Annotated in this window: 19 protein-coding genes, 1 other RNA gene and 1 pseudogene; 13 read left to right on the forward strand and 8 right to left on the reverse strand. The window is 54.0% G+C overall.

Annotated features, from left to right (window positions below; translation table 11 throughout):
- Window positions 1-138 precede the first annotated feature (138 nt).
- Window positions 139-1,011: a small-conductance mechanosensitive channel MscS gene (gene mscS / locus F3J38_RS23900; protein WP_167142941.1), complete on the forward strand. Its 873-nt coding sequence runs from the start codon at window positions 139-141 to the stop codon at window positions 1,009-1,011.
- A gap of 151 nt (window positions 1,012-1,162) precedes the next feature.
- Window positions 1,163-1,786, forward strand: coding sequence for an arginine exporter ArgO (gene argO / locus F3J38_RS23905; protein WP_045814675.1), 624 nt, complete (start codon window positions 1,163-1,165; stop codon window positions 1,784-1,786).
- Here argO and F3J38_RS23910 read toward each other — a convergent pair.
- Window positions 1,765-4,041, reverse strand: coding sequence for an FAD-dependent oxidoreductase (locus tag F3J38_RS23910; protein ID WP_370661740.1), 2,277 nt, complete (start codon window positions 4,039-4,041; stop codon window positions 1,765-1,767). The genes argO and F3J38_RS23910 overlap by 22 nt on opposite strands.
- Window positions 4,042-4,100: 59 nt before the next feature.
- Here F3J38_RS23910 and F3J38_RS23915 point away from each other — a divergent pair, with 59 nt between their 5' ends.
- Window positions 4,101-4,799 (forward strand): IclR family transcriptional regulator, encoded by a 699-nt coding sequence (locus tag F3J38_RS23915; RefSeq protein WP_167142947.1) that lies wholly within the window; start codon window positions 4,101-4,103, stop codon window positions 4,797-4,799.
- Here the strand turns inward: F3J38_RS23915 and F3J38_RS23920 are convergent.
- Window positions 4,786-6,093, reverse strand: coding sequence for an MFS transporter (locus tag F3J38_RS23920; protein ID WP_167142950.1), 1,308 nt, complete (start codon window positions 6,091-6,093; stop codon window positions 4,786-4,788). The genes F3J38_RS23915 and F3J38_RS23920 overlap by 14 nt on opposite strands.
- Before the next feature lie 219 nt (window positions 6,094-6,312).
- Here F3J38_RS23920 and F3J38_RS23925 point away from each other — a divergent pair, with 219 nt between their 5' ends.
- Window positions 6,313-7,044: an oxidative stress defense protein gene (locus tag F3J38_RS23925; RefSeq protein WP_167142953.1), complete on the forward strand. Its 732-nt coding sequence runs from the start codon at window positions 6,313-6,315 to the stop codon at window positions 7,042-7,044.
- 147 nt (window positions 7,045-7,191) lie between these two features.
- Here F3J38_RS23925 and F3J38_RS23930 read toward each other — a convergent pair whose 3' ends face one another.
- The 3 genes and pseudogenes from F3J38_RS23930 to F3J38_RS23940 form a co-directional block, all read right to left on the reverse strand.
- Window positions 7,192-7,608, reverse strand: a complete 417-nt coding sequence (locus F3J38_RS23930; RefSeq protein ID WP_370661738.1) for a hypothetical protein — start codon at window positions 7,606-7,608, stop codon at window positions 7,192-7,194.
- A pseudogene (locus F3J38_RS23935) lies at window positions 7,605-7,853 on the reverse strand (hypothetical protein); the annotation flags it as partial. The pseudogene F3J38_RS23935 and the gene F3J38_RS23930, both read right to left, overlap by 4 nt.
- 295 nt (window positions 7,854-8,148) lie before the next feature.
- Window positions 8,149-9,054 (reverse strand): LysR family transcriptional regulator ArgP, encoded by a 906-nt coding sequence (locus F3J38_RS23940; RefSeq protein ID WP_167142956.1) that lies wholly within the window; start codon window positions 9,052-9,054, stop codon window positions 8,149-8,151.
- 181 nt (window positions 9,055-9,235) lie between these two features.
- On the opposite strand from F3J38_RS23940, the gene rpiA reads away from it, so the two are divergent.
- Window positions 9,236-9,895, forward strand: a complete 660-nt coding sequence (gene rpiA, locus F3J38_RS23945) for a ribose-5-phosphate isomerase RpiA (RefSeq protein WP_167142959.1) — start codon at window positions 9,236-9,238, stop codon at window positions 9,893-9,895.
- Between the two features lie 279 nt (window positions 9,896-10,174).
- Window positions 10,175-11,413, forward strand: a complete 1,239-nt coding sequence (gene serA / locus F3J38_RS23950) for a phosphoglycerate dehydrogenase (RefSeq protein ID WP_167142962.1) — start codon at window positions 10,175-10,177, stop codon at window positions 11,411-11,413.
- A 188-nt stretch (window positions 11,414-11,601) separates the two neighbouring features.
- Here serA and F3J38_RS23955 read toward each other — a convergent pair whose 3' ends face one another.
- The 3 genes from F3J38_RS23955 to zapA all read right to left on the reverse strand — a co-directional run bounded on the left by F3J38_RS23955 (window position 11,602) and on the right by zapA (window position 12,817).
- Complete coding sequence (locus tag F3J38_RS23955) at window positions 11,602-12,201, reverse strand: 5-formyltetrahydrofolate cyclo-ligase (RefSeq protein WP_167142964.1); 600 nt, start codon at window positions 12,199-12,201, stop codon at window positions 11,602-11,604.
- A gap of 63 nt (window positions 12,202-12,264) precedes the next feature.
- A non-coding RNA gene (gene ssrS, locus F3J38_RS23960) (6S RNA) lies at window positions 12,265-12,448 on the reverse strand.
- Between the two features lie 39 nt (window positions 12,449-12,487).
- Window positions 12,488-12,817, reverse strand: a complete 330-nt coding sequence (gene zapA, locus F3J38_RS23965; RefSeq protein WP_034823204.1) for a cell division protein ZapA — start codon at window positions 12,815-12,817, stop codon at window positions 12,488-12,490.
- Between the two features lie 170 nt (window positions 12,818-12,987).
- Here zapA and F3J38_RS23970 point away from each other — a divergent pair, with 170 nt between their 5' ends.
- The 7 genes from F3J38_RS23970 (at window position 12,988) to gcvP (ending at window position 22,256) form a co-directional block, all read left to right on the forward strand.
- Window positions 12,988-13,569: a YecA/YgfB family protein gene (locus F3J38_RS23970; RefSeq protein WP_167142967.1), complete on the forward strand. Its 582-nt coding sequence runs from the start codon at window positions 12,988-12,990 to the stop codon at window positions 13,567-13,569.
- A 47-nt stretch (window positions 13,570-13,616) separates the two neighbouring features.
- Window positions 13,617-14,939 carry a Xaa-Pro aminopeptidase gene (gene pepP / locus F3J38_RS23975; protein WP_205298390.1) on the forward strand — a complete coding sequence of 441 codons (1,323 nt, stop codon included), beginning with the start codon at window positions 13,617-13,619 and terminating at the stop codon, window positions 14,937-14,939.
- The gene (gene ubiH / locus F3J38_RS23980) at window positions 14,936-16,114 is read left to right on the forward strand and encodes a 2-octaprenyl-6-methoxyphenyl hydroxylase (protein ID WP_167142970.1); all 1,179 of its coding nucleotides are present in this window, start codon (window positions 14,936-14,938) and stop codon (window positions 16,112-16,114) included. Before pepP ends, ubiH begins: the two co-directional genes overlap by 4 nt.
- 20 nt (window positions 16,115-16,134) lie before the next feature.
- Complete coding sequence (ubiI, locus tag F3J38_RS23985) at window positions 16,135-17,337, forward strand: FAD-dependent 2-octaprenylphenol hydroxylase (protein WP_167142972.1); 1,203 nt, start codon at window positions 16,135-16,137, stop codon at window positions 17,335-17,337.
- Between the two features lie 441 nt (window positions 17,338-17,778).
- Complete coding sequence (gene gcvT, locus F3J38_RS23990; protein ID WP_167142975.1) at window positions 17,779-18,876, forward strand: glycine cleavage system aminomethyltransferase GcvT; 1,098 nt, start codon at window positions 17,779-17,781, stop codon at window positions 18,874-18,876.
- Between the two features lie 20 nt (window positions 18,877-18,896).
- Window positions 18,897-19,283: a glycine cleavage system protein GcvH gene (gcvH, locus tag F3J38_RS23995; protein ID WP_167142978.1), complete on the forward strand. Its 387-nt coding sequence runs from the start codon at window positions 18,897-18,899 to the stop codon at window positions 19,281-19,283.
- 99 nt (window positions 19,284-19,382) lie between these two features.
- Window positions 19,383-22,256 (forward strand): aminomethyl-transferring glycine dehydrogenase, encoded by a 2,874-nt coding sequence (gene gcvP, locus F3J38_RS24000; protein ID WP_167142981.1) that lies wholly within the window; start codon window positions 19,383-19,385, stop codon window positions 22,254-22,256.
- The last annotated feature ends 131 nt before the right edge of the window (window positions 22,257-22,387 follow it).

Here is a 22,387-nt window from a genome sequence, read left to right on the forward strand (position 1 = left end):
CGATTCAGAATAGTGAGGAAATTCAGCCCATCTTTGGCGCTTCATGCCATTTTTGTTTACCCTTGTACACGGGAGTGCCGGAGTTAATCTGGCCGTTTTTGCATTTTCCTGCGGGAAACTCAACAACAGGGCTAACAAATGGAAGACTTAAATGTCGTTGACGGCATTAACAACGCTGGCGGCTGGCTGGTACGTAATCAGGCATTGATCTTGAGCTATGCGGTGAATATCGTTGCGGCGATTATCACCATCATTATTGGTATGTTCATTGCGCGTATCATCTCCAATGCGATAAATCGCGTGCTGCAGGCGCGTCATATCGACGCTACCGTTGCAGACTTCCTCTCTGCCCTGGTGCGCTACGGCATTATCGCCTTCACCCTGATTGCCGCGCTGGGTCGTGTTGGCGTACAAACCGCCTCGGTGATCGCCGTGCTGGGTGCTGCGGGTTTGGCCGTGGGTCTGGCACTGCAAGGCTCTCTGTCCAACCTCGCGGCGGGTGTGCTGCTGGTGACCTTCCGTCCCTTCAAGACTGGCGAGTTCGTTGATCTTGGTGGCGTGATGGGGACGGTTCAGAACGTGCAGATCTTCTCTACCACCATGAAAAGTGCTGACGGCAAAATCGTGGTAGTGCCGAACGGTAAAATCATTGCGGGTAATATCGTGAACTATTCCCGTGAGCCGATTCGCCGTAATGAATTCATTATCGGTGTGGCCTACGACGCGGATGTTGATCAGGTTATCGCGCTGTTCCAGGAAGTGGTTGAAGCCGATGAGCGTGTGCTGAAAGAGATGGGCATTCAGATCGGCCTGAACGAGCTGGCTGCGTCTTCACTCAACTTTGTGGTGCGTTGCTGGAGCAAGAGCAGTGACCTGCAAAACGTCTACTGGGATCTGATGAAGAACTTCAAGCGTACGCTGGACGCGAACGGTATCGGCATCCCTTATCCGCAGATGGACGTGCATCTGCATCAGGTGAAGAACGAACAGCAGCCTGAGCGCGCTGAGTAATCAAAGAGTGGCGGTGCGCATCTGATGCGCACCCTACCAAAGATAACCACCTTATTATTTTCTCTAATACCCGATTAAATCTTTCAATTTCCACTAATATCCTCGCGTCACTATACTCCATCGCATTACCTCGTTACTCAGGACTACCATCGTGTTATCTGTTTATTTACAAGGGCTTGCTCTTGGGGCAGCACTCATTCTGCCATTGGGCCCGCAAAATGCGTTCGTGATGAACCAAGGAATTAAACGCCATTATCATTTAATGACCGCTGGGTTATGCACGCTGAGCGATATCGTGCTGATTTGCGGCGGTATTTTTGGCGGTAGTGCGCTGCTGAATCAATCCCCGATTCTGCTGATGCTGATTACCTGGGCAGGCGTGGCGTTTCTGCTGTGGTACGGCTGGGGCGCATTGCGCAGCGCATGGCAGGGCGATGTGACGTTAGCGACGGAAGCCGCGCTGAAGCAGGGTCGCTGGCGCATCGTTGCCACCATCGTAGCGGTGACCTGGCTCAATCCGCACGTCTATCTTGATACCTTTGTGGTACTGGGTAGCCTCGGCAGTCAGCTTCCTTCTACCGAAGCGCGTCAATGGTTCGCGTTGGGCACGGTGAGTGCTTCAATTATCTGGTTCTTTGGCCTGGCGCTGTTGGCGGCCTGGCTTTCACCACGCCTGCGCACCGTGCGTGCCCAGCGCATCATTAACCTGCTGGTGGGCGGCGTGATGTGGTTTATCGCCATTCAGCTGGCGCGTCAGGGCATCGCGGCGTTCTGATGCAGATGTAAGCCGTACAGTGCGGGCAGCGCGCCCGCACTGGCCAGCAGCTCTAAACGAATCTGTCGGAAACTCACCCCCTGCGGTACGGCGTGATGGCAGAGCGAGTGATGGTTATCTTCAACTTCAACCAGTAAATCGTCATCCAACCAGAGGCGATAATGTGTGGTGCAGTGTGGCGTGACCGCTTGTGCGTGGCCCATCTGCACCGTCTCCATCGCATGGTCGAAGTCATTATCAAACAGCAGCGTGATGTGGCGGGCGTGCTGCACTTCATCCCATCGCCAGATGACAGTGGGCTGCGCATCATCCGGCGCGGGAACCCAACAGTTGGTGTGCTGTTCTGGCCGCAGTTTGCCGTTAAGCAGATAGTCGCTATGCCAGAGCTTCAGCGGCGCTTCGAGTGCGAAGGCCAGCAGAATCTGATGTGGCGCGCGGCGCGGCAGCCAGAAATCAAACTCATCCACACCGTAATCGCCATCATTCACCTGGCGAGTACGTTTGGCGACGCGCGGGTTGAGGCTGTTAAACACCATCATGACCCCCGGCAAGCGCTGCTGAGTGAGGGCCACCTCAATCGCTGGATTCTCCTCAAAGGCGATAAACAGATAGCGATCGCAATCCGCCTGGTAATCGAAACTGAGGCGATAACTGTCCTGACCGTTCACTCTGACGCTCTGGCTGGCGAGCAGGCAGTCGCCGCAGGTATTGGCGGGGTTGTCGCTGGTGAGTAACGCGATCTGCAATGTCTGCGTCTGTGCAGCACGCAGTTGTACCTGAATGGCCGGCAGGCGCTCTCCTGCTTTCAGCGGCAGAAGCAGGGCGCAACGTGACTGCAAGGGCTGCCAGCCTGCATCAGCGGGCAGAGCGTGAAGCTGCAAGGTGCTACTCACCGCCACTCGCGCACCGCTGACAGGATTCAACAACAGTTGACGCGGAATGTAGGCACCCTCGCGCAGCAAGTGTTGCTGTAACTGTGTCACGCTATCTGGCTGGGCTAACTGCACGGGTGTGATCTGTTGTTGATGACAGATCGCCGCTGCGCGTCCTACCACTTCTCCCAATACGCCGCAGGTGCACATCACCCGTGCGCTACCAAAAGCAACGTGGGTTGCTGAGATCAGACGACCGGTGAGCAGCAGATTATCCAGTGACTGGCTGTACAGCGCGCGGAACGGAATGGTGTAGGTGCCTTTACTGTGAAACTGGCGGCAGCCATCGTGCTCGCTGTAAACGCCATCGGCGGGATGCAGATCGATTGACCAGCCACCGTAAGCCACCGCATCGTAATGATCTCGCTGTTCGATGATGTCCTGCTGGCAGAGCAGGGTGTCGCCAAGGAAACGACGACTTTCGCGTTTGCCGGGAATCAATCCAACCCACTCGATGGTCAGCGTGTCGGCGTCGGGAAATTCGCCGGAGTTTTTGATGTAGTCCCACACTCCCCAGACGATTTTCCACAGCTCCCACTTGATGGTTTCGCTCTCATGCACCGTATCGAGTCGTCCCCCCCATTCCAGCCACCACAGATCGCAGCCGTTGAGATCGGAGGTCAAACGTTTGTAGCGCGGAATGGCGGTGATCTCTTTAAGCGCAAAAGTGGGCGGAACAAAGCGTACTGGCTGCGAAGTGCGTTTGGTATAGAAGTAAATCGAGTGGCCGAGTTTGTGGCCAAAATGTTCACCTGGCGCCATTTTTTCGCCTAACTCCTCAACCGATTCAGCGCCTACGCGATGGGCTGCGCCAGCCAGGTAACCCAGCACGCCATCGCCGCTGGCATCAATAAACTGGCTGGCCTGAACCTGATAGCCTGTCTGGTTGATGGCGTTAAAGGCCTGCACGGCTTGTAAGCGGCGGCCATCTTTCGTGATATCACTGACCACAGTGTTGAGCAGCAGCGTGATACCGCGCTGAGCCTGCACGAGATCCAGCAGCACCATATCGAACAGCACTGGATTACCTTCTTTGTTACGCCACAGGTTCTCCTCCATGATTTCGCCCATGATGCCGCCTTCACGCGCCCAGCGATTGTTATTGCCCATGTGCGAGGTCGCACCATTGGCCCACAAACGCACTTCGCTAGAGGCATTGCCCCCTAACACCGGACGATCCTGAATCAGCACCACCTGAAGCCCATCACGTGCGGCAGCAAGCGCAGCGCACACGCCTGCTAAACCACCGCCCGCGACCACTAAATCAGCGGTAAGTTGTTGCTGTGGAAAGTGACGCGCATTTTGCGAAGAGAAGGTCTGCATCATTTGCTTCCTGTCATGCTACAGCTAAGATTGGTGTTTTGAGCGCCAAAGGGTGAACTATGTCTTCTCAACCCAATCAAAGCCTGATTGATGGGATTCGCTGCTTGCAGTATCTGGTTTCCAGCGATAAAGCCGTGGGCTGCCGTGAACTGGCGCGACAGATGGGAATGAACAGCACACGCGTTAACCGCCTGCTGATGACCATGGCGGCGATTGGCCTGACGGTTCAGGATGAGCATCGGCGCTATTTGCCCGGCCCTGGCATTCATGCGCTGGCGGCACAGGCGATTCGTGGATCGTCGTTGTTTGCTCAGGCATTGCCACAGCTGGAAGCGCATGCACCGCGCGATATCGTCGTAGCCTTGGGCGTGCTGTGGGAAGATCAGGTGATCTATATCTGGCACTCCGAGCCAGGCGAACGGACCAGCACCAGCCAGGCACTGGCGGGATTCCGCATGTTGCCTGCCTGGCAGTCGGTGATTGGCGTCTCGCTGCTGGCGGCGGAGAGTGATGAGGTACTGCGCCCGCGTTTCAATGACGAACAGTGGGCGCAAATCTCCCCGCTGTTGGCCCGTAAACGTCAGGGGAGTTACCTGATGTGGCATCGTGATGACGGTGAAGTGAGCATGGCACAACCGATCAATAACAACCGCGCGGCGCTTGCTTTCGCCAAAATCTGGCAGACAGATGAGGCGCATTTGCAGCAGCGTCTGCAACAGCTGCAAGCGCTGGCGCAGGTGTTGATCAGCGCGCGCTGACATGATCAATCTTCCCGACCACAAACAGATAGCTACAGATGCCGATAGCCGCCAGTACCGCGATAAAGCCGAGCGCGGGAGCAAAATTGCCGCCATCGATCAAGGCACCGATCGCAATCGGCACCACGATGGAGGAGAGCGCGCCAGTAAAATTGAACACGCCTCCCGCCAGGCCAATCAGATGGCGAGGTGCCAGCGCGGTGACAAACACCCAGGTAATGGTTGCCAGCCCGTTACCAAAGAAAGCCAGCGACATAAACAGGATGATGAGCGTGGAATCGTCGGTGTAGTTGGCCCCGAGAATAAACAGCGTCAAGAACAGGCCGAGGATCACCGGTAATTTACGTGCGACGCTGGCAGACACGCCGCGCCTTATCATGCGATCCGATGCAAATCCCGCCAGCAGCACCCCGCAAAACGCGGCGAAGTAGGGCACCGAGGCCACATAGCCGCTTTTGATGAAATCCATATGGCGATATTCCACCAGGTAAGTAGGAAACCAGGTGAGGAAAAACCAGAAGGTGGCGGAGATCGTGAACTGGCCGATATAAATGCCGACCAGCTTGCGGCTGCGGAACATCTGCGCCAGATCGCGCCAGCGGGTTGTGGGTTGTTGTGATGGTTGACGGCTCTCCAGCAATGCTCCGTTGCTGCGCAGGTATTTCAACTCCGCTTCTGATACGCCTTTATGTTCATGTGGCTCGCGGTACAGCAGATACCACACCAGCGCCCAAATCATGCCCGCCACGCCGGTAATAAGGAACAATCCGCGCCAGCCAAAGGCATCCTGCACGTGGAACAGCAGCGGCGTCATACAGGCGAGGCCAACGAACTGGGCGGAAGAGTAGATACCAATCGCACTGGCGCGTTCCTGCTCGGGGAACCAGCTGGAGATGACGCGATTGTTCGAGGGCATGACCGGGGCTTCAAAGGCACCGACGCCGAGCCGCAAGCCAAATAATGCGCCAAAGCTATTGGCCAGCGCATGCAGCGCGGTAATCAGTGACCAGGCGAACAGCCCTACGCCATACACCAGGCGTGCGCCGAGGCGGTCAATCAAAAAGCCGCCGGGAATCTGAAGTGCCGCGTAGATCCAGCCAAATGCGGAGAAGATCAACCCCATCTCCATTGGCGTGAAGCGCAGTTCGCCGGCCATTTGCGTGGCGGCCACCGACAGATTCGTGCGATCCATATAGTTGATGATGATGTTGATAAACACCAATCCGAGCATTAAGAATCGCGTGCGTCCGGCACGCACACCGGTCACCGCTTGGCTAAGTGGCTGTTCTGTCATGATACAACTCTCCCAGAGGCTAGAATTGTTTCTTTAATAGAAACACTGATGCGTTCATTCAGCGAATCTGTAAGCATAGTTTTGCGATCGCGGATACGTTAAAACAGTACCGGATCCGAACTTTCTTGTGATTTCAAACTCAGACCATCACGCATAGTAATGTGTTTTAGGTTTAGCCATAGTGGCGACCTGCAAATTGAACCTTCAAGGAGGACTTTCGTGAAACTGAAAGCACTGGCGCTAGCCGCCGTAATGAGCACCGGCACTCTGTCGGGTATGGTACACGCGGGTGAAGTCCCGAATGGCCCACATGTGGTGACCTCAGGACAGGCAAGTGTTGATGCCCGTCCCGATCTCGCGACGCTCTCTATCGTGGTGAATGTTTCGTCGAAAGACGCGGCAGAAGCAAAAAAACAAGCTGACGATCGCGTGGCGCAATATTTCGATTTCCTGCAAAAAAATGGTATCGAGAAGAAAGATATTGATGCGGCAAACCTGAGCACGCAGCCGGAATATGACTACACCAAAGAAGGCAAATCTGTGCTGAAGGGGTATCGTGCGGTGCGTCAGGTACAGGTTACCCTGCGTCAGTTGGACAAACTCAACGAGCTGCTGGATGGCGCATTGAAGTCCGGTCTGAATGAGATCCGTTCAGTGGAATTGGGCGTGGCGAATGCAGAGGCTTATAAAGATCAGGCGCGTAAAGCGGCGATTGCCAATGCAACCCAGCAGGCCAATGCCTTGGCCGAAGGCTTTAACGCCAAGTTAGGCTCTGTTTACAGCATCCGTTATCACGTTGCCAACTACCAGCCGATGCCAATGGCGCGCATGTACAAAGCGGCTGCCGCACCAGCGGATACCACCGCGCAGCAGACTTACGAGCAGCAGAGCATTCACTTCGACGATCAGGTGGATGTGGTGTTCGATATCAAGCCGAATACCGCGCAGTAATGCCTGAAGTGGAAATACGCAGGCGATAAAATACCAAGTCGCCATTCGTGGCGACCTGGTTTACACCGCTTATGTTGGAGCAGGCCTGCTCTTTGAAGCCTTGAACGGATTTAAATTTTATTAAACTTAAGATATTTTTTCTGAGCTTTAATGAGTTGAGAACTGAACGACAACATAATCAGGTGTTGAAGACGAATATAGCGAAACGACTTCGTTTGACCTTTCTTTGTGCCAGCACTCCGCGGAGGTATCACATGCTGCCTGCGGCTCATATCCAGAGGATTTAAGATAAGTTTTAACTTCATCAGTTTCGGTGGTTCCTTCAAAACGAATACCATAAAGAGCATTTCGTGAATCATGATTGCTCATGTATTGAAAAGTGAAACTTGGTGAAATGCGTGGCATCTTTTTCAATAATTCTGGTGTGTAGTACTCATACTCTCTTGTATCGCTTTGGCTGTAATAGGCGCTACTGGCCAATTCCATTTTTAGATAGGGCCAAGCCACAGTGGCGGAGATCAGTACTATTGCCACGATGATTAAAACAACAGGCTTCATTTTCACAACCCCATCCTTCCATTTTTGGAACCCAAGACAACAAAGGTTTTATCCCGCTGCGGGAGAATAACGTTGCCAGACAGAAAATCATTGTACGGGATAATACTTAACATGAAGGGGGGAAGAATGCCTGCTCGCGGACGAGCATTAGGAAATTTTTCTGGATCGGGAAAGAGCAGGGGTTTGAAGTCTCTGACTTTGAATGAGCCAATTTTCCCGTAGTAGTCCCAACGTTTCAACGCTTCTTCTTTTTGAAATATACCCCAACGTTACATGGAGCAATACAAGTTAAATCTTGGTTTTGGGGCCTGTGACTAATATTCCGCTGAGGATTCACCGATGCTCTAATTTCAGCAAGTGGAGCAATCGTGATTGATCAGGTTGGAGGCAGGGAAATCGATTTATTGAATTAAGGAAATACGTAATGGGAATTGAGAACAAGGCAATTAGGGTAACGCTCTAAGTGCAGGGCATAGTGAGTCTCCTCAACTATGCCATCTATAACGATTACCAACGCGCCTGATTTATATCTTGGGGCGACCAGGTTTACGCGGTCATATCATCCTGACGCAACACGCGGTGACCATGCGCAATCAACGCATCTGTCACGCTACGCATTAAGCGGCTCTCTGGCGCGAATCGGTGCCAGTACAGCATGCGGCGCTGATACAAGCCCGGCGTCAGATCAACAATCTCACCTTGCGCCAGCTCGCGCTCAATCTGCAGGTGCGGGATCATACAGCACACCGAACCCTGACGTGCCAGCTGCACGAAGGCTTCCGACGAGTTCACGATGTGGCATGGCACGCTGCCTGGTGACAGGTCAAAGTTCTGCTGTAAAAACGCCTGATGCATATCATCAAGATGGTCAAACGCTACCGCCGGGGCTTTTAACAGCGCGGAACGCGTCACGCCGTTCGGGAAGTAACGTGCGGCAAACTCGGGTGAAGCACAGAACAGGTAATCCAGCGCGCCTAACTGATCGACCAGGCAGCTGGGTAGCGGCTGAGGCTGGATACTCACCGCACCTACCACTTCACCACGGCGCAGTCTTTCTTGCGTACGGGTTTCATCTTCTACTTGCAGGTTCAGACGCACCGGCGAATCGGCCAACACATCCTTCAGCGCGGGCAGTAACCAGGTTGCCAGACTGTCGGCGTTGACCGCCAGCGACAGCAACAGTGGTGTGCCGCCGCTGTTGTCATCGCCCAGCCACTCCTCTTCCAGCAGCTCAACCTGATGCAACAGCGCCAGCAGTTTTTGTCCTTGCTCTGTCGGACGCGGCGGCACTGTGCGCACCAGCAGCGGCTGACCAAATAGATTTTCCAGCTGTTTAATGCGCTGTGACACCGCAGACTGTGTGATACAGAGTTTTTGGGCTGCGCGTTCAAAGCCGCGCTCACGAATCACAGCATCCAGCGCCTGAAGCGTTCGATAATCCGGGCGTTTCATTGTTGTTCTCTCTCGTTCAGGATGGAAACTACTATGCCACAAAACGGTAATGGTGTGCTGCGCTGGTTTTTTGCGGGCTGGATTCCAAAGGATTAAATCGTTGCTTCAACAGCCGCGCAATTTTACGACGCCTTGTTTTATACTACGCGCACTTCGATGTCGCACAGGTTTTAAACATATCATGACCCAGGATGAACTGAAAAAAGCAGTAGGTTGGGCAGCGTTGCAGTACGTTGAGCCAGGCACGATTGTCGGCGTTGGCACCGGTTCTACTGCTGCGCATTTTATTGATGCGCTTGGCACCATGAAGGATCAAATTGAAGGCGCGGTTTCCAGCTCTGTCGCCTCCACAGAAAAGCTGAAAGCCTTGGGCATTCACGTCTTTGATCTCAACGAGGTCGATGAGTTGTCGGTTTATGTCGATGGCGCGGATGAAATCAATCCACATATGCAGATGATCAAGGGCGGCGGTGCAGCACTGACGCGTGAAAAGATTGTCGCTGCGGTGGCAAAGAAATTCGTCTGTATCGTTGATGCCTCAAAAGAGGTCGATGTACTGGGCAATTTCCCGTTGCCGGTTGAGGTGATCCCGATGGCGCGTTCATTTGTGGCGCGTGAATTGGTTAAGCTGGGCGGCTTGCCAGAATATCGTCAGAACGTGCTGACGGATAACGGCAACATTATTCTCGACGTGCATAATCTGCGAATTCTTGATCCGATCGCGCTGGAAAAAACCATCAATGCGCTGCCGGGCGTGGTGACCGTGGGTCTGTTTGCCGCGCGCGGAGCCGACGTAGCACTGATTGGCACCGCTGATGGCGTGAAAACCATCACAAATTGATCTATCCGGCGCGATGTCTGCGCCGGTTATTTCCATCTGCAAAACATCTTTTCTCGCCAGGGTGAAATTTGGTGACTTATGTCACAAAAGATTCATCAAGCGCGGGTTCGTACTTCGCTGCACACGCATGTCACGATTTTGTACGGCATTGTGCTGCCTACGCGTGGGCGCATGCTGGCAGGTAGGCAATCGTTTGTATTGCCGCGCACGAAATTTTTGATATTTTGGCAGAAGGCTAGCTTATGGTAGTCCTCATTGAATTCAGAATAGGGTCGGGAAATGGCAAAGGTATCACTGGAAAAAGACAAGATTAAGTTCCTGCTGGTGGAAGGCGTTCACCAGAGTGCACTGGATAATCTGCGTGCTGCGGGTTACACCAACATCGAATTCCATAAAGGGGCACTGGATGCGGAGTCGCTGAAGTCCTCCATCCGCGATGCGCACTTCATTGGTATCCGTTCCCGTACCCAACTGACCGAAGAGATTTTTGCGGCAGCTGAAAAGCTGGTGGCTGTGGGTTGCTTCTGTATCGGCACCAATCAGGTTGACTTGGCCGCAGCGGCTAAACGCGGCGTGCCAGTGTTTAACGCGCCATTCTCCAACACTCGTTCAGTCGCTGAGCTGGTGATTGGTGAAATGCTGCTGATGCTGCGTGGCATTCCTGAAGCTAACGCCAAAGCGCACCGCGGTATCTGGAATAAACTGGCTACGGGTTCCTATGAAGCGCGTGGCAAGAAACTGGGTATTATTGGTTACGGTCATATTGGGATGCAGTTGGGTGTGCTGGCGGAAAGCCTGGGCATGCATGTGTTCTTCTACGATATCGAAACCAAATTACCCTTGGGCAACGCGACCCAAGTGCGCCATCTGTCTGACTTGCTGAACATGAGCGATGTGGTCAGCCTGCATGTGCCAGAAAACCACACGACACAGAACATGATCGGTGCTGAAGAGCTGGCGCTGATGAAGCCAGGTGCATTGCTGATCAACGCTGCGCGCGGGACCGTGATTGATATCCCAGCACTGTGCAATGCGCTGGCAAACAAACATCTGGCAGGCGCGGCTATTGACGTGTTCCCAGTGGAACCTGCAACCAACAGCGACCCGTTCAATTCACCGCTGTGTGAGTTCGACAACGTGATCCTGACGCCACACATTGGTGGTTCGACTCAGGAAGCGCAGGAGAACATCGGTACTGAAGTGGCAGGCAAGTTAGCGAAATACTCTGACAACGGTTCTACGCTGTCTGCAGTTAACTTCCCTGAGGTTTCCCTGCCGATGCATGCCGCCAGCGCCAGCCGCTTGCTGCACATCCATGAAAACCGCCCTGGCGTGCTGACTGCTATCAACCAGATCTTTGCTGAGCAGGGCATCAACATTGCTGCCCAGTATCTGCAAACCTCTCCGCTGATGGGTTATGTGGTTATTGATATTGATGCAGAAGAAGATGTCGCGGAAAAAGCGCTGCAGCTGATGAAAGCAATTCCGGGCACCATTCGCGCCCGTCTGCTGTACTGATATCAATCTGGTAGCGCACCTTGGTGCGCTGCTGGTGCTCAAAACAAACGTAGCGACGTGATTTATTGCGCAGGCTTGAAGCTCTGAGTTTGCTGCAAGATGCGCAATGAATGCATTGCGCCGCTACGCATTATCTCTCTGGAATACATTGCGCTGCTACGTATTCCCCACTGCCATGAATTGCGCTGCTACGTATTATCCCATTGCCACAATTTTGACGGCGTCAGAATAGCCGGCAAAGGCACATCCCATGCTGCCACCGGCAGTGACGCCACGCGCTGGCAATCATGTGCAATCCCCATCGGTAAAAAGCCGTGCTGCTGCCAGTTTTGTAGTGTGCGATCGTAAAACCCGCCTCCCATACCCAATCGCTGTCCTTGATGGTCAAACGCCACTAACGGCACAAGCATGACATCTAACTGGTCAAGTGTTGCCAGCTGCGTGATATCTAACGGCGGCTCAGGGATGCGCAGTTTATTTGGGCTGAGCGGCGTCTCGGGGGTATAGCGAATAAATAACAGGTTGCCAGGCGCAAAGGGGTGTAACACCGGCAGGTAAACCTGTTTCTTCTGCTGCCACAGTTTGGCAATCAGCGGGCGCGTATTGATTTCGCCATCAACCGATAAAAACAGCGCAACGCGATGTGCATTGGCCAAGGGAGCAAAGTTAATGGCGTGTTCGGCCAGCAGGTCGGCAGCTTGTTCCTGTTGCTCAGGCGTGAGATGTCGCCGCAGATGGCGTACATGCTGACGGATGTCTTGACGATCGAGAAGGGAAGGTTCTGACATGATATCCCCGGTTTAGTCGGCTGTTTCAGCCACTATATGATAACCGGGGGATAATGCTAAGAAGAGATCTCCGAGATGCCGCCGCAGGCTGTAACCCTTGAACCCTTGGTTCAAGGTGAACATGCCGTCGCAACCATCAGGCTTCTCGGACGGGCCGAGCTTGCTCACAGGTTGCGGAGCGTCACATTCTGTTGGTATGAAATATCGGCTCAGGGGACTGGCCCGCTTGCAAACATCTCAGAGAAAATTGACTTCACCGTCACTCTAGCACGAGTACCATGAAGTGTTATTCGAATTTAGGGCCCTGGCGATCAGTTATGCGACCTTGCTCAACTAATGCTTGTTCAATGGTCTGTTGCAGCATGCGGATACGTTGTTCCATGTTTGCTGCATAATCGCGCGTTTTGCCTTTTTCCTGTGCCAACTCGTGGCAGATGTTTAAGGCGGCGATGAACACCAGTTGCTCTGTATTGGTGACTCTAGTGCGAACTTTTAAATCTTGCAACCGTTGATTGAGATCCTCTGCAGCCAGATTCAGCGCATCTTGCTGTTCAGGCGGACAATTTACTCTCAATGAACGACCAAAAATTTGAATATCTACCGGTTGTGCAGACATGCCACCATCCTGACTGATTACTCTGTTCGCATCTCCCTTACCTGTCAATGGGTTGGGAGGTGCGCAACTATATAGAGCCGCGATATAAGTTACAACCCCTTTTCTGGAAACCTTGAGGCACCTGGTGGTAGCATAACACGAACTTATTCTGCCAACGACGACCAAAGCTTATGTCTTTACAGAACGAAACGCCTACTTACAACGCACTTGCCTCAGCGCTCTCACAGCAGGGCGTAGGCATGACACCTGCTGAGATGCACGGACTGCTGAGCGGCATTCTGTGTGGCGGCAATCAGGATACCAGTTGGAAAACGCTGGTTCATGACCTCACCAACGAAGGCATGGCGTTTTCACAAAGCCTGTCACAGCCGTTGCAAGCACTGCACGACAGCCTGACCAGCACGCTGGAAGAGGAAGGTTTCCTGTTTCAATTGATGCTGCCAGAAGAAGACGACATCACCGTCTTTGATCGTGCAGATGCACTGGCGGGTTGGGTTAATCACTTCTTGCTTGGTCTGGGTGTGACGCAGCCGAAGCTGGATAAAGTGACCGGCGAAACCGGCGAAGCGATTGACGATCTGCGTACCATCGCGCAACTCGGTTATGACGAGGACGAAGATCAGGAAGAACTGGAGCAGTCGCTGGAAGAGGTGATCGAATACGTGCGTGTTGCGGCTTTGCTGTGTCACGACACCTTCACTCGACAGCACACGCCAACCGCACCAGAAGTGAAAAAGCCTACGTTACACTAAGTGTGTCATTGCGGGCGCGGGTGCCCGTTTCAACAGGGAGTGCAAACATGATTACACTGGAAACTTTCCAGCAACGTCGTCAGGCGCTGATTGCCCGTATGGCACCTGGCAGCGCCGCTTTGATTTTCGCAGCACCTGAAGTGACGCGCAGCAACGATACCGAATACAACTTCCGCCAAAACAGTGATTTCTGGTACTTCACCGGATTCAATGAGCCGCAAGCGTTGTTGGTGTTGATCAAAAGCGATGACAAGCATAACCACAGCGTGCTGTTTAATCGTGTACGCGATCTGACAGCCGAAATCTGGTTTGGTCGTCGTCTCGGACAAGATGCCGCACCGGCGAAGCTGGGGGTCGATCGCGCTTTGCCTTGGGACGATATCGGTGATCAACTGCATCAGCTGCTTAACGGCTTGGATGTGGTGTATCACGCCCAAGGTGAATATGCGGAGGCCGATAGCCTGGTCTTTAGCGCACTGGAAAAACTGCGCCGTGGATTCCGTCAAAACCTGAGCGCGCCAGCAACGGTCACCGACTGGCGACCGTGGGTACACGATATGCGCCTGTTTAAAAGCGAAGCGGAGATTGAAATCCTGCGCCGCGCGGGTCAAATCAGTGCGCTGGCGCACACCCGCGCGATGCAAAGCTGTCGTCCGGGAATGTTCGAGTATCAACTGGAAGGCGAAATTCATCATGAATTCAATCGCCGCGGTGCGCGTTTCCCCTCTTACAACACCATTGTGGGATCGGGTGAAAACGGCTGCATTCTGCATTACACCGAAAACGAAAGTGAAATGCGCGATGGCGATTTGGTGCTGATTGACGCGGGCTGTGAGTTCCACGGATATGCAGGGGACATCACCCGCACCTTCCCCGTAAATGGTAAGTTCACTCAGCCACAGCGCGAGATTTACGACATCGTGCTGGCCTCGCTGTACAAAGCGCTGTCGATGTTCCGTCCAGGCATCAGCATCCACGACGTCAATGATGAAGTGGTGCACATCATGATCACCGGCCTGGTTGATCTCGGTATCCTCGAAGGCAATATCGACACGCTGTTCGAACAGCAGGCGCACCGTCCATTCTTCATGCATGGTTTGAGCCATTGGCTGGGGCTGGATGTGCATGACGTCGGCCACTACGGCACACCAAGCCGCGACCGCATTCTCGAACCTGGCATGGTGCTGACCATTGAACCGGGCCTGTACATTGCGCCGGATGCCAAAGTCTCACCGCAGTATCGCGGCATCGGCATTCGCATTGAAGATGACATTGTGATCACCGCTGATGGCAATGAGAACCTGACCGACAGCGTAGTGAAAGATGCCGATGCCATTGAAGCATTGATGGCGGCGGCGCGCCACGCATGAGCATTTTGATTGCAGGCGGGGGTATGACCGGCGCCACGCTGGCATTGGCCATCTCGCATCTGACGCGCGGCCAATTACCCGTCACCCTGATTGAACGCAGCCTGCCAGACAGTCGTGCGCATCCAGGGTTTGATGGACGCGCCATCGCGCTAGCGGCAGGTACCTGCCAGCAGTTGGCCGATATTGACCTGTGGCGATCGCTGGCCGATTGCGCGACACCCATCACGGACATCCACGTTTCTGATCGCGGTCACACGGGTTTTGTGCAGTTGCAGGCGGATGATTATCAGCTTCCGGCGCTGGGCCACGTCGTTGAACTGTTCGATGTGGGGCAGCGTCTGTTCCAGCGCCTGAAAAGTGCGCCGGGTGTGACGGTGCGTTGCCCTGATTACGTCACGGCGGTGGAGCGCAGCGCTGAATCTGTGCAGGTTACGCTCAACAGTGGCGAACAACTTGAAGGTGCATTGTTGGTGGCAGCGGATGGTTCGCGCTCCCCGTTAGCGGCATCCTGCGGGATGACCTGGCAACGTGACGATTATCAGCAGCTCGCGGTTATCGCCAATGTCACCACGCAACTGCCGCATCAGGGCCGCGCCTACGAGCGCTTTACCGAGCACGGCCCGCTGGCGCTGCTCCCGATGTCAGATAATCGTATGTCCTTAGTGTGGTGCCATCCCATTGAGGCAGAAGCGACGTTAAAACAGTGGGATGACGCCACCTTCCTGCACCAGCTACAGCAGGCATTTGGCTGGCGCCTGGGGCGTTTTACCCACACAGGTCAACGCGAAATTTATCCCCTGGCGCTGCAGCAAGCAGAACGTCAGGTGGCACATCGCTTGGCGCTGGTGGGGAATGCGGCACAGACGCTGCATCCGATTGCTGGCCAGGGCTTCAACCTCGGGCTGCGGGATGTGATGTCGCTGGCAGAAACGCTGGCAGGTGCCTATCGGCAACAACAAGATGTGGGCAGTTATGCCGTGTTGCATCACTTTGCTGCACGTCGCCAACCGGATCGCACCGCGACGATTGGCGTGACCGATGGATTAGTACGGCTGTTTGCCAACCGTTATGCGCCTTTAGTGGCGGGAAGAAATCTTGGGCTGGTGGCAATGGACCATCTGCCATGGCTGCGAAGCCCACTTGCCGCGCGTACGCTCGGCTGGGTCAAGCGTTAAGCATGAATTAAGGGGCAGCAATGCAAACTTTTGATGTGGCCATCGCCGGTGGTGGCATGGTAGGTCTGGCCGTCGCCTGCGGATTGCAGGGCAGCGGCTTGCGCGTTGCCGTGTTGGAAAAAGCACCTGAGCCACAATTTGATCCCGCGAGTGCAGCGTCGATTCGCGTCTCGGCGATTAACGCTGCCAGCGAACGCCTGCTGCAAAAATTAGATGTCTGGTCTGGCATCCTCGCATTGCGCGCCAGTGCTTATCACGGCATGGAAGTGTGGGATCAAGACAGCTTTGGCTCGATCAGTTTTGATGATGAGCAGCAGGGGCTGTCACATCTCGGCCATATCATTGAAAATGAGGTGATTCACAGTGCATTGTGGCAGCGTGCCAGTCAGTGCAGCGATATCACCCTATTTGCCCCGGCGCAGTTACAGCAGGTGGCATTTGGCGACAATGAGGCGTTTATCACGCTGCAAGACGGCAGCATGATGAGTGCGCGTCTGCTGGTTGCGGCTGATGGTGCTAATTCCTGGTTGCGTGATAAAGCGGATATTCCCATTACCTTCTGGGATTACGATCACCACGCGCTGGTGGCCAATATCCGTACCGACATGCCGCACGATGCTATTGCTCGTCAGGTGTTCCATGGCGACGGCATTCTGGCGTTTTTACCCATGCAGGACCCGCATCTGTGCTCCATTGTCTGGTCACTGTCACCCCAGGAAGCTGCGCGTGTGCAATCGATGCCGGAAGCGCTGTTTAACCAGCAGCTCTCGGTGGCGTTTGATATGCGCTTGGGCTTGTGTCATGTCGAAAGCGAGCGCAAGACCTTTCCACTGATGGCGCGTTATGCACGTAATTTCGCTGCACACCGTCTGGCGCTGGTGGGCGATGCTGCACATACCATCCACCCGCTGGCGGGGCAGGGTGTGAACCTTGGTTTTATGGATGCAGCAGAACTGATTGGTGAAATCCGTCGTTTACATCAGGACGGCAAGGATATTGGACAGCATCTCTATTTGCGTCGCTATGAGCGCAGCCGTAAGCACAGTGCGGCGATGATGCTGGCAGGAATGCAGGGTTTCCGCGAGCTTTTTGCTGGGACGCACCCAGCGAAAAAACTCTTGCGTGACGTGGGACTGAAGCTGGCTGACACCTTGCCGGGCGTCAAACCAATGATGCTCAAGCAGGCGATGGGGCTGAATGATATGCCCAGTTGGATTCGCTAACCCTCCTCTTACGGCGCCTGATTGGCGCCGTTTTTCTTTCTTCTCCTGACGTTCATCTAGCGATTGCACTACCTTGGTGCGACCCTGCACCCAAAATGCGCCTCGTTTGATTTATTCTAATTTTACCCGTCAATTCGCATTACTTTAAGTAATGCCTATCTTGTCTGTTTGCCGAGCCATTTTCCCATGATGAGGCGCTGGTTCCATTATTTGGCTGCGTTAATGCATGGTTAATGTATTTTGTGCGTGGTTAATCACAAAAATGCAGTGAATTGTGCTGGGTGATATTCGATGGCTGCGGGAATGATGGTACTGTTTCGCCCTCGTTTTCCTTATGGTTAATCGCCGCATTCGGTGGTAACTTCAGCACAAAGAGAACGTTTGCGTCAGCCGAAAAGGCGGCGCAGGCGCGTCACACTCACTTGTTTTCACAGGATGGTTATGACTCAGCAAACGCCTCTATTCGAACAGCATCAGGCATGCGGCGCTCGCATGGTGGACTTCCATGGCTGGATGATGCCACTGCATTACGGCTCGCAAATGGATGAGCACCACGCAGTGCGTAACGATGCCGGTATGTTTGATGTTTCACACATGACCATCGTCGATTTACGCGGTGCCCGTACCCGCGAATTCCTGCGCCATCTGCTGGCAAATGATGTTGCTAAGCTGACCCAACCCGGCAAAGCCCTCTACACCGGCATGCTGAATGCCTCCGCTGGCGTCATTGATGATTTGATTGTTTACTTTATGAGCGAAGACTTTTTCCGCTTAGTGGTGAATTCCGCGACGCGTGAAAATGATTTAGCCTGGATTAAACAGCATGCGCAGCCATTTGGTGTCGAACTCACTGAACGTGACGATTTAGCGCTGATCGCGGTGCAAGGCCCTCATGCACAGCAAAAAGCACAAACGCTTTTCACTGCGGCACAACGCGAAGCCGTTGCGGGTATGAAACCTTTCTTTGGCGTACAGGCTGAAAATCTGTTTATCGCCACGACGGGCTATACCGGCGAAGCGGGTTATGAAATCGCGATGCCCAACAGTGAAGCGGCTGATTTCTGGCAAAAACTGCTGGCTGCTGGAGTGAAACCGGCGGGTTTGGGCGCACGCGATACGCTGCGTCTTGAAGCAGGCATGAATCTGTATGGTCAGGAGATGGACGAAGGCGTTTCACCGCTGGCGGCCAATATGGGATGGACCATCAGCTGGGAACCTTCCGATCGCGATTTCATCGGCCGCGATGCGTTAGAAGCGCAACGTGCCAAAGGCACAGAAAAGCTGGTGGGTTTGATCATGACCGAAAAAGGGGTGCTGCGTAACGGCTTGCCGGTGCGTTTCACTGACGAACAAGGTCAGCTACAGCAGGGTATTATTACCAGTGGGTCTTTCTCCCCGACGCTGGGTTGCAGCATCGCGTTGGCACGTGTGCCAGCGGGCATTGGTGAGCAAGCGATTGTAGAGATCCGCAATCGTGAAATGCCGGTGAAAGTCACTAAACCGATTTTTGTTCGCGCCGGTAAGCCGGTCGCTCAGTAATTTTTTCAGGAGAAATGGCGATGAGCAATGTGCCTAATGAATTGAAATACCGCGATAGCCACGAATGGGTTCGTAAAGAAGCCGACGGCACCTTTACCGTGGGGATCACCGAACACGCTCAGGAACTGCTGGGCGATATGGTGTTTGTTGACCTGCCAGAAGTCGGTGCGGTTGTTTCAGCCGGTGATGACTGTGCGGTTGCGGAATCCGTCAAAGCGGCTTCTGATATCTATGCGCCACTGAGTGGTGAAATCGTCGCGGTGAATGATGAGTTAGACGGTTCACCGGAGCTGGTTAACAGCGCACCTTACGCTGACGGCTGGCTTTTCCGTATCAAAGCCAGCGATGAGTCAGAGCTTGATGAAATGCTGGATGCCGCTGCGTATAAAGCTTCTATCGATGAGTAACCGGTAGTGACAGGAGGTGCTGATAATCGGCACCTTCTTTTTTATCTGCCTGATTTTATGCCGTTTTTGTAACCCAGCCCGATTCAGGATTTACTGCAAATGACCCAGACTCTCAGCCAGCTTGAACACAACGGTGCTTTCATTGAGCGCCACATCGGTCCAACCCCCGAGCAGCAAGCCACGATGTTGGAAGCGATTGGAGCCAGCTCGCTGGCATCGTTGATTAGCGCCATCGTCCCTGCCGACATCCAACTGCCAGGCCCACCGGCAGTTGGCGATGCCGCGACCGAACAACAAGCGCTGGCAGAGCTGAAAGCCATTGCCAGTCAGAACCTGCGTTATAAATCCTGGATCGGCATGGGCTACAGTGCGGTGATCACCCCGCCAGTCATTTTGCGCAACATGCTGGAAAATCCGGGTTGGTACACCGCTTACACCCCTTATCAGCCTGAAGTCTCACAAGGGCGACTTGAGGCACTGCTGAATTTCCAGACGCTGACACTCGATTTAACCGGTTTGGATATTGCTTCTGCATCATTGCTGGACGAAGCCACAGCCGCTGCCGAAGCGATGGCGATGGCAAAGCGCGTTAGCAAGCTAAAGAACGCTGGCAAATTCTTTATTGCTGATGATATCCATCCTCAAACGCTGGACGTCGTGCGTACCCGTGCTGAAACCTTCGGTTTTGAACTGATCATCGATCGTGCTGATAAGGCGCTGGATCACGACGATCTGTTCGGTGTGCTGCTGCAGCAGGTCGGGACCAGCGGGGAAGTTCACGACTACCGTTCACTGATCACCGAACTGAAAAGCCGCAAAGTCGTGGTCAGTGTGGCTGCTGATTTTATGGCGCTGGTGCAGTTAGAAGCGCCGGGCAAGCAGGGCGCGGATATCGTCTTCGGTTCTGCCCAACGCTTCGGTGTGCCAATGGGCTACGGTGGTCCACACGCGGCCTTCTTTGCCAGCCGTGATGAGCACAAACGCTCGATGCCGGGCCGTATTATTGGTGTTTCACGTGATGCCGCGGGCAATACAGCACTGCGTATGGCGATGCAAACTCGCGAGCAGCACATTCGCCGTGAGAAGGCGAACTCCAACATCTGTACTTCACAGGTGCTGCTGGCGAATATCGCCGGTTTATATGCGGTCTATCATGGTCCAAAAGGCTTAACCCGCATTGCCTCACGCATCCATCGCTTGACCAGCATTCTGGCTGCTGGCCTGCAAAATGGTGGCTTGAAACTGCGTCATAACAGCTGGTTCGATACCTTGACGGTGGAAGTCGCTGATAAAGCCGAGATCCTTAATCGTGCGCTGAGTTTTGGCGTTAACCTGCGTAGCGACGTGCTCAATGGCGTAGGCATCACGTTGGATGAAACCACCACGCGTGAAGATGTGCAGGCCCTGTTTGCCATTCTTTTGGGTGATGCTCATGGCCTAGACATTGATGCACTGGATGCCAGCGTGGCCGCTGAGAACAGTGCGATTCCTGCTGGCATGCAGCGTGTCAGTGAATTCCTGACGCATCCGGTATTCAATCGCCACCACAGCGAAACCGAGATGATGCGTTATATGCACAGCCTTGAGAAAAAGGATCTGGCGCTGAACCAGGCGATGATCCCGTTAGGCTCTTGCACCATGAAACTCAACGCCGCTGCGGAGATGATCCCTATCACCTGGCCGGAATTTGCTGAGCTGCACCCATTCTGCCCGGCAGAACAGGCTTCTGGCTATCTGCAGATGATCGGTCAGCTTTCGCAATGGCTGGTACAGCTCACCGGTTACGATGCACTTTGCATGCAGCCAAACTCCGGTGCGCAAGGTGAATATGCCGGTCTGCTGGCGATTCGTCGCTATCATGAAAGCCGTAACGAAGGTGGACGTAATGTTTGCCTGATCCCAAGCTCTGCACACGGTACTAACCCTGCCTCTGCACAGATGGCGGGCATGGCAGTGGTGGTGGTGGCCTGTGACAAACAAGGCAACATCGACTTGGGCGATCTGCGCGAAAAAGCCGCTCAGGTCGGTGATGAACTTTCTTGCATCATGGTGACCTATCCTTCGACGCATGGCGTCTACGAAGAAACCATTCGTGAAGTGTGTCAGATCGTGCATCAGTATGGCGGCCAGGTTTACCTGGATGGAGCCAACATGAATGCTCAGGTGGGGATTACCACGCCGGGTTACATTGGCGCTGATGTGTCGCACCTCAACCTGCATAAAACTTTCTGTATCCCACACGGCGGTGGCGGTCCGGGCATGGGCCCAATCGGTGTGAAAGCGCATCTGGCTCCATTTGTACCGGGTCACAGCGTAGTGCAGATTGATGGCGTGCTGACTCAACAGGGTGCGGTATCAGCGGCACCGTTTGGCAGTGCTTCTATCCTGCCAATCAGCTGGATGTATATCCGTATGATGGGCGCGGAAGGCCTGAAGCAAGCAAGTTCAGTGGCGATTCTGAATGCCAATTATATTGCCAGCCGTCTGCAATCTGCCTATCCGATTCTGTATGCAGGGCGTGATGGTCGTGTGGCGCATGAATGTATTCTCGACATTCGTCCGCTGAAAGAGCAAACCGGTATCAGTGAGTTGGATATTGCCAAGCGTCTGATCGATTACGGCTTCCATGCACCCACCATGTCATTCCCGGTTGCAGGCACGCTGATGGTTGAGCCAACAGAATCAGAAAGCAAAATCGAGCTGGATCGCTTTATCGATGCAATGCTCTCAATCCGTATGGAAATTGACCGCGTGGCTGATGGCGAATGGCCAGCTGAAGACAACCCGCTGGTGAATGCGCCACATACGCAGATGGAAATTGTCGGTGACTGGGCACATCCCTACACTCGCGAACTGGCGGTGTTCCCGGCTGGCAGCGCCAACAAATATTGGCCAACGGTGAAGCGTCTGGATGATGTCTTCGGTGACCGTAACGTGTTCTGCTCCTGTGTTCCAATGAGCGAATATCAATAATTTAGCCGCCATAAATGAGTTCGCAGCGGCGTTGGCTACAATCGTTCACCACGGTCACTGACTGATGTCGGCCAGCGTGGATCAACGAGCTTACTGCCTGGCTGCAACGCAAATTCTGTAGGCTAAACAGT

The organism is Candidatus Pantoea formicae (assembly GCF_011752625.1).
GTDB classification, from domain to species: Bacteria; Pseudomonadota; Gammaproteobacteria; order Enterobacterales; family Enterobacteriaceae; genus Pantoea; species Pantoea formicae.

Excerpts from the sequence above, each read along its gene's own strand:
- mscS (WP_167142941.1), top strand. The coding sequence starts at position 139 with ATGGAAGACTTAAATGTCGTTGACGGCATTAACAACGCTGGCGGCTGG.
- F3J38_RS23910 (WP_370661740.1), bottom strand. The coding sequence starts at position 4,041 with ATGCAGACCTTCTCTTCGCAAAATGCGCGTCACTTTCCACAGCAACAA.
- F3J38_RS23915 (WP_167142947.1), top strand. The coding sequence starts at position 4,101 with ATGTCTTCTCAACCCAATCAAAGCCTGATTGATGGGATTCGCTGCTTG.
- F3J38_RS23920 (WP_167142950.1), bottom strand. The coding sequence starts at position 6,093 with ATGACAGAACAGCCACTTAGCCAAGCGGTGACCGGTGTGCGTGCCGGA.
- F3J38_RS23940 (WP_167142956.1), bottom strand. The coding sequence starts at position 9,054 with ATGAAACGCCCGGATTATCGAACGCTTCAGGCGCTGGATGCTGTGATT.
- rpiA (WP_167142959.1), top strand. The coding sequence starts at position 9,236 with ATGACCCAGGATGAACTGAAAAAAGCAGTAGGTTGGGCAGCGTTGCAG.
- serA (WP_167142962.1), top strand. The coding sequence starts at position 10,175 with ATGGCAAAGGTATCACTGGAAAAAGACAAGATTAAGTTCCTGCTGGTG.
- F3J38_RS23955 (WP_167142964.1), bottom strand. The coding sequence starts at position 12,201 with ATGTCAGAACCTTCCCTTCTCGATCGTCAAGACATCCGTCAGCATGTA.
- zapA (WP_034823204.1), bottom strand. The coding sequence starts at position 12,817 with ATGTCTGCACAACCGGTAGATATTCAAATTTTTGGTCGTTCATTGAGA.
- F3J38_RS23970 (WP_167142967.1), top strand. The coding sequence starts at position 12,988 with ATGTCTTTACAGAACGAAACGCCTACTTACAACGCACTTGCCTCAGCG.
- pepP (WP_205298390.1), top strand. The coding sequence starts at position 13,617 with ATGATTACACTGGAAACTTTCCAGCAACGTCGTCAGGCGCTGATTGCC.
- ubiH (WP_167142970.1), top strand. The coding sequence starts at position 14,936 with ATGAGCATTTTGATTGCAGGCGGGGGTATGACCGGCGCCACGCTGGCA.
- ubiI (WP_167142972.1), top strand. The coding sequence starts at position 16,135 with ATGCAAACTTTTGATGTGGCCATCGCCGGTGGTGGCATGGTAGGTCTG.
- gcvT (WP_167142975.1), top strand. The coding sequence starts at position 17,779 with ATGACTCAGCAAACGCCTCTATTCGAACAGCATCAGGCATGCGGCGCT.
- gcvH (WP_167142978.1), top strand. The coding sequence starts at position 18,897 with ATGAGCAATGTGCCTAATGAATTGAAATACCGCGATAGCCACGAATGG.
- gcvP (WP_167142981.1), top strand. The coding sequence starts at position 19,383 with ATGACCCAGACTCTCAGCCAGCTTGAACACAACGGTGCTTTCATTGAG.